General features: G+C 37.2%; 16 protein-coding genes. 8 read left to right on the top strand and 8 right to left on the bottom strand.

All coding sequences use genetic code 11. The annotated features are described in order from the left end of the window. Positions 1-483 precede the first annotated feature (483 nt). Positions 484-2475 carry an LruC domain-containing protein gene (locus tag DKG80_RS18545; RefSeq protein ID WP_109832867.1) on the top strand — a complete coding sequence of 664 codons (1992 nt, stop codon included), beginning with the start codon at positions 484-486 and terminating at the stop codon, positions 2473-2475. Positions 2476-2481: 6 nt separating this feature from the next. On the opposite strand, the gene panD is transcribed toward DKG80_RS18545, so the two are convergent. Continuing rightward, positions 2482-2856: an aspartate 1-decarboxylase gene (gene panD / locus DKG80_RS18540; RefSeq protein WP_109832866.1), complete on the bottom strand. Its 375-nt coding sequence runs from the start codon at positions 2854-2856 to the stop codon at positions 2482-2484. Between the two features lie 228 nt (positions 2857-3084). Beyond that, positions 3085-3855, bottom strand: a complete 771-nt coding sequence (locus tag DKG80_RS18535) for a hypothetical protein (protein ID WP_109832865.1) — start codon at positions 3853-3855, stop codon at positions 3085-3087. A 343-nt stretch (positions 3856-4198) separates the two neighbouring features. Here DKG80_RS18535 and DKG80_RS18530 point away from each other — a divergent pair, with 343 nt between their 5' ends. Continuing rightward, positions 4199-5755 carry an alpha-L-fucosidase gene (locus DKG80_RS18530; protein WP_109832864.1) on the top strand — a complete coding sequence of 519 codons (1557 nt, stop codon included), beginning with the start codon at positions 4199-4201 and terminating at the stop codon, positions 5753-5755. Positions 5756-5829: 74 nt separating this feature from the next. Here the strand turns inward: DKG80_RS18530 and DKG80_RS18525 are convergent, their stop codons facing one another. Both DKG80_RS18525 and DKG80_RS18520 read right to left on the bottom strand, forming a co-directional pair. Beyond that, positions 5830-6684 carry a fructosamine kinase family protein gene (locus DKG80_RS18525; RefSeq protein WP_109832863.1) on the bottom strand — a complete coding sequence of 285 codons (855 nt, stop codon included), beginning with the start codon at positions 6682-6684 and terminating at the stop codon, positions 5830-5832. Beyond that, on the bottom strand, positions 6681-7136 hold the full coding sequence (locus tag DKG80_RS18520; RefSeq protein ID WP_109832862.1) for a low molecular weight protein-tyrosine-phosphatase: 456 nt from the start codon (positions 7134-7136) through the stop codon (positions 6681-6683). Before DKG80_RS18520 ends, DKG80_RS18525 begins: the two co-directional genes overlap by 4 nt. Positions 7137-7243: 107 nt before the next feature. Between DKG80_RS18520 and DKG80_RS18515 the strand changes: the two genes are divergently transcribed. Beyond that, positions 7244-7441 (top strand): hypothetical protein, encoded by a 198-nt coding sequence (locus DKG80_RS18515; RefSeq protein WP_109832861.1) that lies wholly within the window; start codon positions 7244-7246, stop codon positions 7439-7441. Positions 7442-7600: 159 nt separating this feature from the next. On the opposite strand, the gene DKG80_RS18510 is transcribed toward DKG80_RS18515, so the two are convergent. Continuing rightward, complete coding sequence (locus DKG80_RS18510) at positions 7601-10522, bottom strand: FAD-binding and (Fe-S)-binding domain-containing protein (RefSeq protein WP_109832860.1); 2922 nt, start codon at positions 10520-10522, stop codon at positions 7601-7603. A gap of 113 nt (positions 10523-10635) precedes the next feature. Here DKG80_RS18510 and DKG80_RS18505 point away from each other — a divergent pair, with 113 nt between their 5' ends. The 5 genes from DKG80_RS18505 to DKG80_RS18485 all read left to right on the top strand — a co-directional run bounded on the left by DKG80_RS18505 (position 10636) and on the right by DKG80_RS18485 (position 15469). Next, entirely contained in the window at positions 10636-11463 is an 828-nt protein-coding gene (locus tag DKG80_RS18505; protein ID WP_109832859.1) for an ion transporter, read from the top strand. 374 nt (positions 11464-11837) lie between these two features. After that, a complete protein-coding gene (locus DKG80_RS18500) occupies positions 11838-13481 on the top strand; it encodes a S41 family peptidase (RefSeq protein WP_109832879.1) in 1644 nt (547 codons plus the stop codon). A gap of 33 nt (positions 13482-13514) precedes the next feature. Then, positions 13515-14420, top strand: coding sequence for a bile acid:sodium symporter family protein (locus DKG80_RS18495; RefSeq protein ID WP_109832858.1), 906 nt, complete (start codon positions 13515-13517; stop codon positions 14418-14420). A gap of 68 nt (positions 14421-14488) precedes the next feature. Then, positions 14489-14707 (top strand): hypothetical protein, encoded by a 219-nt coding sequence (locus DKG80_RS18490; protein WP_109832857.1) that lies wholly within the window; start codon positions 14489-14491, stop codon positions 14705-14707. Between the two features lie 147 nt (positions 14708-14854). After that, positions 14855-15469 carry a LysE family translocator gene (locus DKG80_RS18485; RefSeq protein ID WP_109832856.1) on the top strand — a complete coding sequence of 205 codons (615 nt, stop codon included), beginning with the start codon at positions 14855-14857 and terminating at the stop codon, positions 15467-15469. A gap of 93 nt (positions 15470-15562) precedes the next feature. Here the strand turns inward: DKG80_RS18485 and floA are convergent, their stop codons facing one another. The 3 genes from floA to proS form a co-directional block, all read right to left on the bottom strand. Next, positions 15563-16537 (bottom strand): flotillin-like protein FloA, encoded by a 975-nt coding sequence (gene floA / locus DKG80_RS18480; RefSeq protein WP_109832855.1) that lies wholly within the window; start codon positions 16535-16537, stop codon positions 15563-15565. 10 nt (positions 16538-16547) lie between these two features. Continuing rightward, the gene (locus DKG80_RS18475; protein WP_162555979.1) at positions 16548-17018 is read right to left on the bottom strand and encodes an NfeD family protein; all 471 of its coding nucleotides are present in this window, start codon (positions 17016-17018) and stop codon (positions 16548-16550) included. Between the two features lie 76 nt (positions 17019-17094). Next, on the bottom strand, positions 17095-18576 hold the full coding sequence (gene proS / locus DKG80_RS18470) for a proline--tRNA ligase (RefSeq protein WP_109832853.1): 1482 nt from the start codon (positions 18574-18576) through the stop codon (positions 17095-17097). Positions 18577-18645: the final 69 nt, after the last annotated feature.

The raw sequence follows: 18645 nt of genomic DNA, 5'->3' as shown, positions 1-18645 counted from the left end.
ATGCGGGAGAGTAGGTCATCGCCAGATTTTATCAAAGGGGTTAGTGAGAATTCATTAACCCTTTTTTTATACCACTATATTTTTATAATCTCACCAAACCATCTCTGAATATTGATCAGGAAAGATACTGGTTATCGTAACGACCCGTTTTAAGAGAATTAATCAAACCTTATTTATTATAAACCCTTCTCTAAACACTAATGAACAGTATTTATTAAATACACAGAGCTTTACATAACAAATAAAGTAGCGGAAATACTTAGAAGAGTTATTAATAAAATGATTGTAAATAGACGCATAATAACGAAAGGTGTTTAGTTAATAGTCAACCAATCAAATAGTTACCCTCAAAAAGTTGTAAATTTATACTGGATCGTTTCAATACTAAATAACGTAGAAATACTACCTATCATCGAATTATTATTTAAAGTGATAGGATGCATTCTACTTTTGACATGTGTTTAATTAAAAATTTATTATGTAATGAAACGTGCTACCAGCTTTACCTTAATTTTTTTGATTCCTCTTATGATTACGAGTTGTATTGATAAGTTGGATCAAGTGACTCCAGAAAAATTAGAAGATGAATATTCTTTGGACTCTTTAACATCAATCAAATTTCCTGAGGGATATGATTTTGCTACTACAAGGAATGTTAAGTTTAACATTTCGGAAGATTGCAGTAGATGCATCTACAGAATATATTATGACGAATTTGGCAGTTACATATATATGGGTAGCTATGCTGATGGAGATATATCATTAACTCTTCCTTCTAGTTCATCTACTTTACTTATAGAAAAAGATGATGGTTTGTCTCGTGTTAGTAAAGAAGTTAATGTCCAATCTGTAAGTATGATTAGCTTTTCGAATAATAATGGGAGAGCCATAAACGGTATTACTAGTTCAACACAAGATGATGGAGCTTGTATTGACTATCTTCATGCGGTAAATAATAATGGAGATAATTTTACTATAGATCTTACTAATGATGAGTATTCTGATCTTGTTTTACCCAATTTGCAAGGAGGTGGTTCTATAGCCAATGCAATAGATCAAGAAAATGGTTTAATGTATTATAATATTGGTACTACTATGTATGCCTACGATATTAGTAGCTCGACCTTCTCAGTATTGCATCAAGGAAATCCGTTTAATGGAAGTTATCCAAGACTGGAATATAAAGACGGATTTTTCTACATGGGAAATAATGGGAGCAGAATGTATAAAGTTGATGCTGTTACTAATGAGGTTGTTTTAACTTATAATGTCACAGGATTTGTAAATAGTACTTCCGGAGGAGATTTGGCTTTTGATAGCAATGGAGATTTGTATTTAGCATGTTTTTCTGGGTTGTATAAATTTACCTCTATCAACGAAGAGACTGGTGATGCTACAATAACCAGAATTAGTGCTGAAAATTTTCCATTTCAGTTAACATCAATGGCTATAGACCGTCAGGACCGAATATTTGTAGGGACCAATGACTCTAATAGTAGATTGATTCAAATTAGCAAAGAGGATGGTTCTTACTCCATAGTACGAACTTTTGATAGGAAGATTAATGATTTAACTGCGTGGAAATGTGATGCTGATGATTTAGATCAAGCTGATTCTGATGGTGACGGTATTATAAATATTCTTGACGATTTTCCAGATGATCCGGAAGTTGCTTTTGAGACTTATACTCCTTCAGAATTAGGTAATGGAACTATAGCTTTCGAAGATTTATGGCCATATCAAGGCGACTATGATTTTAATGACTTAGTTATTGGGTACAGGTTTGTAATGGTTCAAAATGCCGAAAACCGAGTTGTAAGGATGAGAATGGAATTTAGTTTAAAGGCCATTGGGGCTAGCATTCATAGTGGATTTGGGCTGGGTTTAGATATAGATAAAAACAAGATAGAAAGTGTTCAGGGCTATAGTGATTTTGGTCAGCTTATTAGTAGAGATGCTAAAGGGTTGGAGTCCAATCAGTCAAAAGCAGTATTAGTAGTGTTCAATGATGCTTATGATTATTTTCAAGGTGTGGGAGAAAACTTTATTAATACAAATAAGGCAGAACCGGTATTTGATCCTGTAGATTTTGAGGTGTCAATTGAGTTTACCGAGCCTGTGTCTATTGAAGAGTTGGGTAATGTACCATTTGATCCATTTATATTTTCAAGTTATGACCGAGGTGTAGAGGTGCATTTGGCAAACAAGCCACCTACTGATTTAGCAAATACTAATACGTTAGGGACTGAAGATGATGCTTCGAACCCTTCTACAGGTAAGTATTATGTAAATGAAAATAATTTACCTTGGGGTATCCATGTAATACATACTTTTAGATATCCTATTGAAAAGAAAAGAATCAGCCAAGCTTACAACCGTTTTATAGACTGGGGTATGAGTGAAGGTTCTTTATATAGCGACTGGTATGGGGACAACTCAGGGTATAGAAACATGTCAAACATCTATACCCAATAAACAAGTTTATTGTATCTGATGATTCATTTCCACACTCTCCTCAAGGAATTCTACCAATTGATTATTTTCATTAACTAGAATTACTTGAGGAGAGATGTCTTCATTAGTTAGCTCGTAACCAATAATAATAATTTCTTCACCTTTTTTAATCAGATGAGAGGCAGCGCCATTCATGCAGATTTCGCCAGTTCCTCTATCACCTTCTATTACATATGTCTCAAGTCGTGCTCCAGAGGTATTACTTACGATTTGAACTTTTTCTCCTTTTTTAAGACCGACTAGCTCTATTAAATCTTTGTCAATGGTTATACTACCAACATAATTCAAATTAGCTTCAGTAACGGTAGCTTTATGAATTTTTGACCTCATTATCCATCTCATGATTTTCCTTTTTATCTAGTTGATCGCATATGTTTTCCACGCAAAAATAGCATTAATTATTGAAGAGCTAGATTTCATAAATGACGCATTCATGCAATACTCAGATAGTACGTATGAATTTTGGAGTCGTTGTATTGATCTTAATTTAGATTAATGGGATTGAAGAGAAATATTGCATGACTTGAAGGTCTCGAAAGGAGCACTTAGAGAGTGTAGAATAAGCATGTTTTATTTGTGAAACGTTTTATGCATTACTTTTTCGATATGCTTCCATTCATCACTTGAACAGGCTCCAGCTAAAAACTTATAGAAGTCTAAATATTCTTCCAATACTTCTTTATCAATATCTATAATATGATTGCTGAAATAGGTCAACTCCTTGCGTGAGGCATGATGATTATCTAAACGTGGATCTTCAAAGTATTTTACTTTGTCTAAAGAATCTAAAGATGTCATCACTAGTGATTTAAACTTGAACAATTCAATATTGATTTTATCTTTCTTTGTAGGATTTTCAATAGATTCATTTATTGCTGATTCGATAGTTGTAAAGTACAAATTTCGATTATCCTTTGAGGAATTAGCGGCCTGTTCATTTTCAGACTTAATCTTGTCGAGAGTCTTTGCAGATTCCATAATATCATAAAACTCATCAGACCCCATTTTTTTAGAAAGACTATACCTAGCGTCAATCCAATTATCGTTCTGTTTATGTTCTATTTCCACTATTTGATGTATTAAGCTATCTACGATGATAAATTGAGTATCTCGAGATTTAGAGGCTTTAATAAGATTGTGATACAAATGAGAACCTTCATGTTTGAGATGATGCATCTCTTTAATATGAGCTTTTGTAAGTTCAACGGCTTCTTTTTTCCAATCTTCTTCTACTACATGAGTTTCGATTATTTTAATTGGGTCATCATGTTCGAAAAAACCGTTCTTGTAATGGCCGTCACCAAGTGTGAATGACAGTAAGGCAAAAATTGCAGGAATCATAGATAATTATGTTTTAAAAAATTCAAAGCTAGGTATAATTCATGGACAGATACAACACTGGTCAGATAAGTAATTGGAGAATATTAATTCATTACAATTGACTTATGGGAATTGTACTATTAATAATGTTTTCTTTAAGAAGTTGATATGTCTATCTACTAGCTTACCTATCAAAATTTGACTGTTAAAATCCTTTCTAAACAGGTTGTTTAATAATTACACCCCTGTTAAAATGATAATAAATGAATCCACCCCCTTAGACGTCGCTGAGATATTACCCAAACGGCACATGATTATGAAGAAATTTGTTTCATAGAATTCATCAACATTTACAAAATTAATTATGAAGGTTAGAAACATATTGCTATCCCTTGCAGGAGGAATAGTAGTTTGGAGTTGCTCTCAGAGTGTAGCAGAAAAAGGAGAAGCTAAGGAGGCTAAACCAGTCAAATACGAAGCAAATTGGGAATCATTGGGGAAACATAAAAGGGTTCCAGAATGGTTTGCAGATTCAAAGTATGGTATTTATTTCCATTGGGGCGTCTATAGTGTACCAGCATTCGGATCCGAATGGTATCCTTACAGATTGTATAGAACAAAGCAGTTTCCTCAATATAAAGAGTATCACGAATCTAAATATGGACCAATAGAGGAGTTTCATTATCATGACTTTATTCCTCAATTCACTGCGGAAAATTATGATGCTAAGGATTGGGCAAATTTGTTCGATGCTGCGGGGGCGAAGTTTGCTGGACCAGTTGCACAGCATCATGACGGTTTTGCAATGTGGGATAGTAAGGTTAACCCTTGGAATTCTGCGGCTATGGGGCCCAAAAAAGACATTACTGGAGAATTGTTTTCAGAGCTGAGAAAAAAAGATATCAAAACGATTGCTACTTTTCATCATGCTCGATTGAGACAACGTCACGAGGGTGATCCAGATAGGTATAACACTTATAATAGTCATTATGCTTACCACCCAGATTATATTACTTCTACCGAAGATCCTGAACTGGCTAAGTTCTATGGGAATATGGCTCAAGAAGAATTTGATCAATATTGGTTAGATCAGGTCAATGAAGTGGTAGATAAGTATTCACCAGATATTATCTGGTATGATACATGGCTGAATTTTATTCCTGAAGAGAAAATCCAAGAAATGGCAGCTCATTATTTCAATGCTGCTAAGAAGAAAAATCAGGAAGTTTTGATTGCCTATAAGCAAAACGATATGCCTAAGAATATAGGTTTGTTGGATATTGAGCAAGGTGGTAAAAAAGACATAGCGGATGAACCTTGGATGACTGATATTACCATAAGTTATAAGGGGAGCTGGTGCTATACCGAAGGTCAAGTATATAAAAGTGCTGCTATGGTTCTTAGAAATATGATTGATGTATGGAGTAAGAACGGAGTGGTTCTTTTGAATGTATCTCCAATGGCTGACGGTACCATTAACCAGGAACAAAGAGATGTTTTGACGGATATGGGAGATTGGTTGAAAATATATGGAGAGTCAGTGTATGGAACTAAGCCTTATTATGTCAATGGTTTTGGTACGGCTAGTGCGGCCGATGGACATCATGGAGGACAGTCTGCTAAAGTAAAGTATACTGAGAAAGATGTTAGATTCACTTTTGCTAAGGACGAATCGGCTGTTTACGTGCACATTCTTGGTAAGCCAAAGGCAGGAAAGGTTGTGAAATTGAAGAGAATGGGCAAAGTAGGATATGCTCCTCTAGATCCAGTACAGAAAATAGTCAATCTAGGTGATGGTCAACAGATAGATTGGGTTCAGACGGATTATGGTTTTGAATTGACTATGCCTGAAACTGGTTTAAATGATCTTGCCAATGTTTTCAAGATGGAACTCTTAAAAAATGAAGTAGCGAAGAATTAATGTAGTAGGTTTTCCTACTCAATTGTGTGATAAACAAGAAAAGCTGCCTTTAATAGGTGGCTTTCTTTTTATAATTAGACGAAGTTTTGTAAGATTCTATTTACTTCCATTAAGTAACTCGACCCAAATAAATTGACATGAACTAAAAGAGGGTATAAATTGTATATATCGATCCTTTCTTGAAATTGTGGTCTCAAAGGAAAAGACTCTTGATAAGAAGCATAAAACGTTTTATCGAACCCTCCAAACAATGTTGTAAATGCTAATTCAGCTTCACGATGCCCGAAGAAAACTGCAGGGTCAAATATATAAGGAGAGCTTTCTTTTCCTGACATGATATTTCCAGACCACAGATCACCATGAAGTAAGGCAGGAGGTTCATCAGGGAAATAATTCTGTAGTTTGTTGAATAATATTTCAAACTTTTTTTGAGTAGTCTTATCCAAATATCTTTCAGCTATTTTTATCTGTGGAGTAAGTCTTCTGGTAATAAAGAATTCTATCCAACTACTCTTAGGTTTATTTGATTGAGGTAGTCTGCCGATATGGTTATCAAAAAATAGACCGAAAGATTCATTGGTGTTCTGATGCAAATTGGCTAGTCCATGACCCAGTAACTCCCAGTACCTTTTAGTTTCAATTCCTTTAGGTATATAAGATAAACATAGAAAGTCCGATTCAATACTTTTTCCTCGACCCAGTACCTCAGGAACTGCAAGGCTATTTACTTCTTTTAGGAGCTTTAGACCTAGCTCTTCTTTTTCAAAAAGGTCCTTTGCGTTATGGTTCCATTTTAAAAAGAACCGTTCCCCCTTCCATTCAAACCAACCTGTGTTATTGATACAACCTCCTCCAATTGAATTTAATCTCACATTGTCAGAACTTTCATCTCCGAAAATGTGTCTGATTACCTCCTGAAGAAGATTCATTTTTCTGAGTCTAAATGAGCTATCAAATTGTCAATACTTCTTGACATCATCTGAAAAATTAGATTGAAACCATCTATTCCTCCATAATATGGATCTGGGACATCTAAATCTCCATTGGCTTCTGGGTCAAAATCCCTCATGTAATAGAGGTTTTTGGGTTCATAGTTTACCAATGCTTTCATATTGCTATAGTTACTTCTATCCATAGCTATCACGAAATCAAAATCTTCAAAATCCTCTGCTTGAAACTGTCTAGCTCGGTGAGATATAGGAATTCCGTTCTCTTCGGCTACCTGAATAGATCTATGATCTGGCTGTTTTCCAATATGATAGGCGGCAGTTCCTGCAGAATCACAAGAATAATTTAGTCCTTGAGTTTTGTGAGAGAAAATGGCTTCAGCAAGTGGAGACCTACAAATATTCCCCAAACAGACAAATAGTATTTTTTTCATTAATCTGAGTTTACAATAATTTCATCGAATAGTATGCGGTCGTAATCTTAATACTTCCTAATTTTATCTAATTATATTTCAAACTACCACTTAACTACCACTTAATTATGTCCCATAAGACCAAGTCTGACCTGTCCTTCTTGCTAAAAGTTTTCACTCTTTTTGGATTGCTATTAGTAAGTAAGTACTACCAAACTAATGCAGATACTTCGCAAGAAGCAATTTTAGAAGTATCAGTAGAAAATAAAAGTATTGCAGAAACTTCGAAAGAAGTTAGGCTAGCAGATACCTTTATTGAGCTTTAATCTCCCTTTTTTAAATTTTCTGAAAAAAAGTTGATAACAAGTGGTTACCAAAATAGTGTTATCAGTATAAACCAGTACATAACACAAATTTTATTCATACACCTGTTTAACATTTTATCAGAATGAAAAGCCCCGGCACTTGTCGGGGCTTTTCGTTTTTTAGATTAATGCTTCCCAAAGAACTTCAACAGGGTGCTGTGCGACTTTACCAGTGCCGTCTTTAATTTGGTGACGACAGCTAGTACCCGGCGCTGAAATTATGGTGTCAGATGATGCTTCGCGAACAGCAGGAAGTAGCACTAACTCTCCTACTTTCATAGATACGTCATAGTGATCCTTTTCATAGCCGAAAGATCCTGCCATACCACAACAACCCGATGGGATTAATTCTACTTCGTAGTTGGCTGGAGCAGATAGAGTCTCTTTCAGTGTTTGGATATTTGATAGTGCTTTCTGATGGCAGTGACCGTGAACTTTTAAAGACCTCTTTTCACTAGTGAATTTACTAGCATCGATATTTCCTCTACGAGTTTCTCTCACGAAGAATTCTTCAAAAGTCAAAGAATAATCTGCTAGATGTTGGGCTTTTTCTTTTTTATCTGAATCACAAAGAACTGGGTATTCGTCCCTAAAAGACAAAATGGTCGAGGGTTCTATTCCAATAATAGGAGTCTCAGCACTTACTCTGTCAGCCAGTAGTTCAATATTGTTATTGGCCATTATTTTGGCTTTTTTGACCATTCCCTTAGAAAGTAATGCACGACCAGATTGAACACTTTCAGGAACATCTACCGAGTATCCTAAAGCATCTAGAAGTTTGATAGCCGTGATACCGATTTGAGAGTCAAGATAGTTTGTGAATTCGTCTATGAAGAAAAATACTTTCTTGTCTGAAGATTGATTGCTCAGCTTTGATTTATTCTTCTTGAACCAGCTTTCTAGGGTTTCTCCAGACAATAGAGGCATAGACCTGTCTTTGTGATATCCCATTATTGACTTGGCAATATTGCCCGTCAATTTATTACTAAAGACAAGGTTGTATGCCCATGGTACTTTAGAGGCCATTTTCATATTATCTGCGAACTCTCCAGTCATCCGAGTTCCGAAGGGCATTCCATGAACGTCGTAGTATTGCTGAGAAAACTCAGCCTTCAACTTTGCCATATCTACATTTGAAGGGCATTCAGATTTACATCCCTTACAAGATAGGCACAAGTCCATCACCTTTTTTACAGACTCACTGTCAAATTTGTTAAGCTTTTGTGAATGAGTTAGTGCTTCACGAAGAATGTTGGCGCGTGCTCGTGTAGTATCCTTTTCGCTACGAGTGGCCATGTAGCTAGGACACATTGTCCCTCCACTACCAGCAGATTTTCTACAGTCACCCGATCCATTACATTTTTCAGCGGCTCTTAGGACGCCATTGACTTTGCTCCAGTCGAAATATGTATCAATCTCTGGATCTGGATTCTCAGGAGTATATCTCAAGCACTCATCCATAGGAGGAGTTTCTGTAATTTTGCCTGGATTAAAGATGCCTTTTGGATCCCAACTTTTCTTTACTTCTTTGATCAATTCATAGTTCTTCTCACCGATTTGCTCTTTGATGAATTCTCCTCGAAGTCGTCCATCGCCATGTTCACCGCTAAGAGACCCTTTATATTTTTTGACAAGCTTAGAAATCTCTTCAGCAACAAGCCTAAACTCTTTAAGACCTTTTTCAGTTTTCGTGTCTAATACAGGGCGTAAATGTAGCTCTCCAGATCCTGCATGTGCATAATGTACACAGCTCAAGCCAAGTTTGTCCAGTGTTTCGTTGAACTCTCTAATGTACTCTGGAAGATCTTTCACATCGACAGCTGTGTCTTCTATCACTGGTTGAGCTTTGGCATCGCCTTCAAGATTGGCAAGTAGACCTAACCCAGCTTTTCGCAAAGTCCAAACCTTTTTGATATCAGCCCCTTTAACTACTGGATAGTCATAGCCAAGACTTTCCTTCTTTAATTCTGAGATTAAATCTTCACAGCTCTTGTCAAGTTCTTCCTCTGTCTCTGCGGCAAGCTCTACCACTAATATGGCTCCAGGATCACCATTGACAAAAAATCTATTTTTCTGTTGTTCTATATTTTCCTTGGTACACTGTAGTATGATATCATCCATCAGTTCGCTGGCGTGAGGATTATACTTTAGGCCTACAAGATTGGCAAGAAGTGATTCATTGATGGTTTCACAGTGAATACAGATCAATGCCTTATTCTTAGGAGGAGTAGGAAGAGTGTTTAACTTGATTTCGGTGATGAATAACAATGTACCTTCTGATCCTGCTATGAGTTTACAAAAGTTGAACTCATCCCCCTCAGTTTTGAAAGGTTTATTGATTGCCAAAAGATCTACGGCATATCCAGTATTTCTTCTTGGAATAGAAGGTTTTGGGAATTCTTTAGCAATCTCCTCGCGAACTTCTGTAGGAGAAAGTAAATCGACCAGTTCCCTGTAGATCTGACCTTCTAGATCTTGCTGGTCAAGTTTCTCCTGAAAACTATTGTCATCTAATGTGCCGAAAGTCACTTCACTACCATCAGATAAAAAGCCTGTTACTTCCAGTAAGTGTTCTCTAGCACTTCCATATACTACAGAATTAGAACCACAAGAATTGTTACCAACCATTCCGCCTATCATGGCCCTGTTGGCAGTAGATGTTTCTGGTCCATAGAATTTATCATATGGTTTGAGGTACCTATTCAAGTCATCACGAATTACACCTGGTTGCACGCGAACCCAGTTTTCGTCAGTATTGATGTCTAGTACATTATTGAAGTGTTTAGAGACATCTACTACAATGCCTTGACCTACTACTTGGCCTGCCAATGAAGTACCAGCTGTACGAGGAATGAGTGAAGTTCCATTTTCATTTGCAAAACGAATAAGGGTTTTGATATCGTTTTTAGATTTGGGAAGAGCTACAGCAAGTGGTAACTCTCTATAGGCCGATGCGTCGGTAGCATATAGCGTACGCATGGTCTCATCAAAATAAAACTCTCCCTCTAGCTGGCCAGCTAATTTTTTCAATGCATCGTTCATAGGCCGCAAAATTACGGAATTAGGTATATTTCTATTGAGGTGCGTTCAGACATTTTTGGCACTATGGTTTCAAATAGCGAGTTTAGGCGTTTAGAGTAAAGCATTTTGAAATCATGAATAAAGAAATAGACGGTCTAAAGAAGTGGCAGCAGAAGATACATGAAGTGATATTTGGGTATCACACTTTTGCTGGAAAGCTATTCGACCTGGTGCTTCTAGTTGGGATTTTGGCTAGTGTAGCTATAGTTATGCTAGAAAGCGTCCGAGAGATTGACGCCAATTTTTCGCAAGAGTTTCATTTTTTGGAATGGGTGTTCACGATTCTCTTTACATTAGAATACATAGCGAGGCTTTTGTCTTCCCCTAGACCTTTGAAGTATGCTTTGAGTTTTATGGGAATTGTGGACTTGCTTTCATTGATTCCCACCTATCTAGGAATTTTCATAGACGGTGCTCATGCATTATTAGTGATTCGATCCATCAGATTGATTAGGGTGTTTAGGATACTAAAGCTAACCCACTTCATGGGAGGAGCTCAGCAGTTGGCAGATGCATTATGGGCGAGTAGACATAAGGTGATTGTATTTCTTGGATCTGTCCTGTGCATTGTGGTGATCATAGGAACTTTAATGTTTATGATAGAAGGGCGATCACATGGTTTTTCAAGTATTCCGAAGAGTATCTACTGGGCTATTGTTACAATTACCACAGTGGGTTACGGAGATATTGCACCAGAAACGGTAGTAGGGCAAACGATAGCGTCAGCTTTGATGATTGTGGGTTATGCAATTTTAGCCGTTCCTACAGGGATAGTGACCCATGAGCTCATACATGCGGATAAAAAAAATAATTTGGGTTCATGTCCACGATGCGGACAGAAGAACCTCCCTAAAGAATCCAATTACTGTTTTAACTGTGGTGAAAAATTGAAAGAATTATAATCCAACACCTCAGTGTTTAAGTTCAAGTAGGCTGTGTTTACTATAGAGATGCCTGTGTTTGTCTGAGAGTATGCTGTGTTTGACTTCAACCCCATTATGTTTGGAGTCAAGAGGTCTATGTTTGTTGTAGAGTGCTCTATGTTTAATATCAAGATGTCTTTGTTTGAATTGTAGGGGCTTGTGTTTGTCATAAGATGATCTGTGTTTAGTGTAGAGATGGTTGTGTTTAGGTTTAACAGGTTAATGTTTGAAATTGCGATGTTGGTGAACTGTATCAAAATAAATGGGCGCAATAAACCGCTACAATGTATTTTTGCCATTTACGTTATTAGTTGACCACAACTTTTCTTCCTGATAGCGGTAAAATGAGGTATATGAAAAGAAAACATTTAATCATCTGGGCATTGATCCCGGGCATTTTCGGATTAGTAGCATTTACACAAAGTGATAAGTATTTCGATATCACTCGAAATCTTGACATCTTTTCTTCTCTTTATAAGGAGGTCAATAAATACTATGTCGATGAGGTCAACCCAAATAAAATGATTAAGACTGGTATCGATGCGATGCTAGAAGAGCTTGACCCATATACTGTTTATATTCCTGAGGATGATATTGAAGATTACCGAACCAATGCAACCGGTCAATATGGGGGAATAGGGATTCAATCTAATAAGATCAATGGTCGGCACCTAGTGCTTAACTTGTATAAGGAAAGCCCAGCAATGAAAGCTGGTATGAAGATAGGGGATGAGATTGTTGCAATTGACGAACAGTCTGTGGTTACCTTATCAGATGAAGAGGCAGGTAATCTACTCAAGGGACAGTCAGGTAGTAAAGTGAAAATTCAAGTTCTTCGCCAAGGAAAAGAGAAGTATGATTTTGAAATAGAACGACAGAAGATTAGCATACCTAACATTAGTTATCAAACTATGCTAGGGGACGATATTGGTTATTTCAAACTAAGTGAGTTCACTAGAAGTGCAGGTGATGATGTGATTGGTGCTGTCAATGAATTGAAAGAGAAAGGAGCTAAAAAGTTGATTATTGATTTACGGGGAAATCCTGGAGGGCTTTTGAATCAGGCTGTAAAAATCAGTAATCTTTTCGTACCAGAAGGTTCGCTTATTGTTCAAACCAAAGCAAAGACTAAAGCAAGTAGTTTTTCATATTCTGCCGAGAAAGAACCTATGGACCTAGATATACCAATAGCAGTACTGATCGATGGTAAGAGCGCATCTGCTTCTGAAATCGTTTCAGGAGTGATTCAAGATTATGATCGTGGTGTAATAGTCGGTCAAAATTCCTTTGGTAAAGGGCTAGTGCAAGTGGCTCGTCCATTGACTTTTAATTCTCAATTGAAAGTAACTACTGCTAAGTACTATATTCCTAGTGGAAGATGTATTCAAGAGTTAGACTATGTACATAAGAATGCAGACGGGTCTGCAAGTACTATAGCAGATTCACTGAGAAAGGAGTTTAAAACTCAAAATGGAAGGCCTGTTTTCGAAGGGAAAGGTATTAAGCCAGATGTAAACACGCCACTGTCTCGTAAGTCCTCTTACACCAAAAATCTTTTAGAAAGTGGGTTGCTTTTTGACTATGCGTCAGAGTACTATTATTCTCATCAAAAAATTGACTCTGCTTCTGAGTTTCAATTGAACGATGAGGATTATGCAGACTTTGTGAGTTGGATAGGCGATAAGTCTTGGAAGAATGATACCAGAGTAGAAAAAGCTGTTGACCTTCTCAAAAAGGCTGCCGCTGATGACAAAGCATATAAAGATCTAGTAAAGGAAATAGATCAAATCAATAATGCCATTGAAGAGGTAAAAGGAACAGGTCTGATGTCATTTAAAGAGGAAATCAAATCCGAGTTAGAGAAAGAAATTATAAAGAGATATTATTTCACTTCAGGAGTAATTGAGGCGACATTAAGCCATGACGTGGCAGTAGATTCTGCTATTTATGTACTGAATACACCGAGTAGATACAGAACGATTCTCGGAAACAAGTAATATCCTCTTAATTCACCTGCATGATCCACCTGTATGAATTCTTCATTAGACCAAGTTGTGCTCAATTTCGATAAGGGCTCTCTTCTACTACTCAATTTATGTATTGCCTTTATCATGTTTGGAGTTGCGCTAGAGTTGAAGCTAGCGCATTTTAGATTACTTTTTAGGACTCCAAAGCCAATTTTCGTGGGGCTATTTTCCCAGTTACTATTGCTACCATTAGCAACATTCGGACTGATTCATATTATCAATCCGATACCTAGTATTGCTCTCGGGATGATGCTAGTAGCTTCATGTCCTGGCGGAAATGTTTCTAATTTCTACGTGGCTATGAGCAAGGGAAATGTAGCCCTTTCGGTAAGTTTGACAGCCTTTTCTTCAGTAATGTCTGTATTGTTTACCCCGGTTAGTTTTACACTTTGGTCCAAAGCTTATGCACCCACCGCTGATATGCTGCATTCGATTGATATGGATGTTTGGGATATGGTCATTAAAATTATCTGGGTATTAGTTATCCCGTTGATTGTAGGAATGACTTTTGGAGAGAAACTACCAGAGTTGACTAAGAAAATTTCGAAGCCAATTAAGAAGCTCTCGATCTTAATTTTTACATCATTTGTAGTCTTGGCATTGAAAAAGAACTTTGATCATTTCTTAGCTCATATATCAGCTATTTTATTGTTAGTTTTTTTGCATAATGCGCTCGGGCTTATTTCAGGTTTTGGATTGAGTACTTTAGCCAGATTGTCTAGTCCAGACCGTAGGGCAGTGACGATAGAAACAGGAATTCAAAACGTGAGCGTAGCCTTGGTTATCATATTTGATTTTTTTGATGGACTAGGTGGGATGGCCTTTATAGCGGCATGGTGGGGTGTTTGGCATTTAATAGCAGGAGGTTTTCTATCGTATCTATGGTCTAAGAAAACCATAGTACCATAGTGTGATCTCCTGAAACTAAAGTATTTATTCTCTTGTTAGAGGAATATTAGATAGTTTTACTCGAGCATATGAGAACAGAGTTCATTTGGTACAATCCCGCTGAAAAAGAATATCAATTGGGTGATAAAGACACCTACTTAGACATTCTGAAAAACAGTAATCAATCGCAGAATTTTGTTATTCTAGATAGGTTCAATGATATCAGTGAAGCCTTCAGAGAAAAGCTAGAGGCCAAGTTGAGGTTTCTCAACAATGTACGTCGAACTGACATCATGGAGTTAATCTAACTTCCCTATCATCCATTACTCTATTACCTTCCTTTGATCATTTTTTATAGACTGCAATGGTTTGAAGATCAAAGGTCTACAAATTTCACTATATAGAATTGTACATTCCTGCTTCTGAGGTTGGCTAATTTTTACATCTTTGGCGCCATGGAACTATTTTTCAAAGGTTTTATTTTAGGTTTTTCTGTCGCAGCTCCGATAGGGCCTGTTGGAGTATTATGTATTAACCGCACACTGAATAAAGGCTATGATCACGGAATAGCTACAGGTATGGGAGCTGCATTGGTAGACTTGACTTATGGTTTAATATCAGCGTTTGGATTTGCAATGGTTTCATCAGTTTTATTGGAATATGAGATGGGACTTAAGTTATTTGGCGCATGTATTCTATTATGGTTAGCCATTCAAACGTTGAATAAGAAAGGTGTTGAAGTATCAAAACCAGTAATAGGGAACAAAACACTTCTTATGGATGGTGTTTCGATCTATGTGATGACGATAACAAATCCTACCCCGCTACTAATCTATTTTTCATTATTTGCAGGTATGGGTTTATCCATGGAAGGAACTGATTATCTGACTATTGGCCAATTCGTTTTTGCAGTTTTTCTAGGTTCTTTAATATGGTGGGTGATTTTGACGACCATTTCATATAGTTTTAAAAACCGACTCAATGATCGGGTTCTCAGGATTGTAGATGTGGTTTCAGGGTCTCTTCTCTTAGGATTTGGCCTATGGATGGTTTTTGATCTGATCTGGTGATATACTGAATTTTCATGAATCGGAAAGTCTAATAAAAATAAGGCTGCCTTTTAAATAAAAAGCAGCCTTAATATCTAATGTAATCAGTTCAGATTATTTCTTTTTTCCAGTACTACCTTTAGGTTTAGCAATGGATTCTCTCATTTCAGTATCAGCCTTGATATTATCCATCTTATAGTAGTCCATGATGCCAAGGTTTCCTTCACGGAATGCCTCTGCCATTGCTTTTGGCACTTCAGCTTCAGCTTCGATTACTTTAGCTCTAGCTTCTTGAGCTTTAGCTTTCATTTCTTGTTCAGCCGCTACTGCCATAGCTCTTCTTTCCTCAGCCTTAGCTTCAGCCACCTTTAGGTCGGCTGCAGCTTGGTCAGTTTGAAGATCAGCTCCGATGTTTTTCCCTACATCTACATCAGCAATATCAATAGAAAGGATTTCGAAAGCCGTACCTGCATCAAGACCTCTAGTCAATACAAGTTTAGAAATCTTATCAGGGTTCTCCAGCACCTCTTTGTGAGTATTAGCAGAACCGATAGACGTTACTATACCTTCTCCTACTCTAGCCAGAATCGTGTCTTCACCTGCACCACCGACTAATTGTTGGATATTGGCTCTTACAGTTACTCTTGCTACAGCGATCAACTGAATACCATCAGCAGCTACTGCTGCTACTCTTGGTGTAGTAATCACCTTTGGATTTACTGAAATCTGTACAGCTTCGAATACATCTCTACCCGCTAGGTCAATAGCTGCCGCTTGATTGAAATCAAGTTCTATATTGGCTTTTTCAGCAGAAATTAAGGCTTTGATTACAGAAGGAACATGACCTCCTGCCAGATAATGAGTTTCTAACTCTGAAGTTGTCAATTTAAGCCCCGCTTTAGTAGCAGTAATCAAAGAATTCACTACGATAGAAGGAGGTACCTTTCTGATTCGCATGAATACCAACTCAAACAATCCAACTTTTACACCAGAGAAGATTGCTGTGATCCAGAGGTTAACTGGAACGAAGTACATAAAGACGAAGAAGATAATTATCGCCGCAAATGCATATATAGCGTATATGACCATTTTTCTTAGTTTAAATAATAGGTTCTACAATGATTTTATTTCGTTCGATTTTGATGATTCGAACTGGAGTGTTTTCTTCGAGGTATTGACCAATTGTTGTTACTTCATATTCCTTGTTCCCAAATTCAGCTTTGCCTATTGGCTTAAGAGAGGACTTTGAGATACCTTCATCACTTATTGCTAAACTATCCGTTAAGTCTTCGTTGACTTTAGCTTTTATACTCTGATTATTTGCAAACTTCTTCCATGCGTTTGATTTGAAACTATAAACTATGGAAATAACTGCTATTGCTAAGGAAGCAGTTAAGGTGATGTGTCCAGCCTGTGCTCCGAAGAGTTCATAAACTCTATATATACCATAGCAACTCATCCCAAATCCAAAGAAGCCGACAACAGTAGTGCCCGGGACGAAGATGATCTCAAGAATAATCAGGCCGATACCACCGAGTATGAGAGTTGAAATAAGAATCCAGTCAGTCAATTGTATATTTTTTTGGGTTGACTAATATAGGGATTAGTCAATAAAAAAAGCGAGTATATCTACTCGCCTTTATTTTTTAGTATGCTTTCGCAAAAACTACGCGGCCCTTTGAAGGATTCCTAGAATAGATACAGACTCCATTTTCTTCTTTCTGGTCGATCGGAATACATCTGATCGTCGCTTTTGTTTCTTCTTTTATTTTTTCTTCAGTTTCTGAAGTGCCATCCCAGTGGGCGTATACGAATCCACCTTCTTCACTTGAAATGATCTTCTTGAATTCTTCGTAAGTGTCAACAGTATGAGAATTGTCTGCTCTATACTGAAGTGCTTTTTGGAAGATAGTGTTTTGGATGTTGTCCAAAAGATCTACAATCTGCTGTGCAAAACCATCACCGAGTGTCATCGAGTTTTTCTCCAATAAATCCCTTCTTGCTACTTCTACCGTTCCGTTTTCAAGATCTTTAGGTCCAATAGCAATTCTTACCGGTGTGCCCTTTAATTCGTACTCAGCAAATTTCCACCCAGGTTTATGAGTTGTTCTGTTGTCGAACTTCACAGTAATTCCTTTAGCTCTCAAATCAGCCATGATTTTTTCTGCAACTTCGGAGATCTGAGCGAGTTGTTCGTCGCCTTTAAAAATAGGAACGATCACCACTTGGAAAGGAGCCAGTTTTGGAGGGAGAACTAAACCAAAGTCATCAGAATGAGCCATAATTAATGCTCCCATTAATCTAGTACTCACACCCCATGAAGTACCCCATACTAGATCCATACCGCCTTCCTTAGTAGCAAATTTCACATCGAAAGCTTTGGCAAAGTTTTGTCCTAGAAAATGAGAAGTGCCTGCTTGAAGCGCTTTGCCATCCTGCATCAATGCCTCAATACAATACGTTTCTTCAGCTCCAGCGAATCTTTCGCTCTCCGTCTTAGTTCCCTTCAAGACAGGAACACCTAAATATTTTTCTGCAAAATCAGCATAGACATTCATCATTTGAACTGACTCATCAATCGCCTCTTGTTTAGTGGCATGTGCAGTGTGGCCCTCTTGCCATAAGAATTCTGCAGTTCTTAGGAATAAACGAGTTCTCATTTCCCACCTTACTACATTGGCCCATTGGTTACATAATATTGGAAGGTCTCTGTAGGATTGGATCCAGTTTTTATAAGAGTTCCAAATAATAGTCTCGGAAGTAGGTCTTACAATGAGTTCTTCCTCAAGCTTTGCATCTGGATCTACAACAACTCCATTACCATCAGGGTCGTTTTTCAATCGGTAGTGTGTAACTACAGCACATTCTTTTGCAAAACCTTCTACATGATCAGCTTCTTTACTTAGATATGATTTGGGTATAAATATTGGAAAGTATGCATTTACGTGACCCGTATCTTTGAACATCTGATCAAGAGTTTGTTGCATTTTTTCCCAAATGGCGAAACCATATGGTTTGATTACCATACATCCTCTTACGTCCGAATTCTCAGCCAAATCGGCTCTTTTTACTAACTCATTATACCATAGTGAATAGTCTTCACTTCTTTTTGGTAGCCCTTTACCCATATCTAATTTATGTTTGGTATGCTTATTGCACTTTGCTTTTTAAAGCGTCGCAAATATAGATGTTTTGAA

The sequence above is a fragment of the Reichenbachiella versicolor genome, assembly GCF_003171675.1.
In the GTDB taxonomy this organism is placed as follows: Bacteria; Bacteroidota; Bacteroidia; order Cytophagales; family Cyclobacteriaceae; genus Reichenbachiella; species Reichenbachiella versicolor.
Note: the sequence above shows the minus strand (reverse complement) of the source record. Positions and strands in the feature narration are given on the sequence as shown.